The organism is Psychrobacter sp. DAB_AL32B, assembly GCF_002224105.1.
Lineage (GTDB): Bacteria > Pseudomonadota > Gammaproteobacteria > Pseudomonadales > Moraxellaceae > Psychrobacter.
In genome coordinates, this window is record NZ_NEXU01000207.1 from 1 (window position 1) to 243 (window position 243).

Consider the following 243-nt stretch of genomic DNA (forward strand, 5'->3'; position numbering starts at 1 on the left):
AAAAGGCACAAACACCGCCTTGTTTTTGGCACTCTGCAATTGCCTGCAAGGTCATGGTCGTTTTACCTGAGCTTTCAGGGCCGTAAATCTCAACGATACGACCTTTTGGCAAACCGCCAATACCAAGTGCAATATCTAAACCTAATGAGCCAGTCGATACCACATCGACATCAAGTGCTGCTGAGTCATCACCCAAATGCATAATGGTGTTTTTACCATACTGCTTTTCGATTTGAGCTAATG

The 243-nt window shown here is 44.4% G+C and carries 1 protein-coding gene; it reads right to left on the reverse strand.

Annotation, left to right across the window (positions count from 1 at the left end; genetic code table 11):
- Positions 1 to 243, reverse strand: a 243-nt coding sequence (locus tag CAN34_RS13975) for a DNA recombination/repair protein RecA (protein ID WP_217320645.1), incomplete at both ends; no start/stop codon positions are given.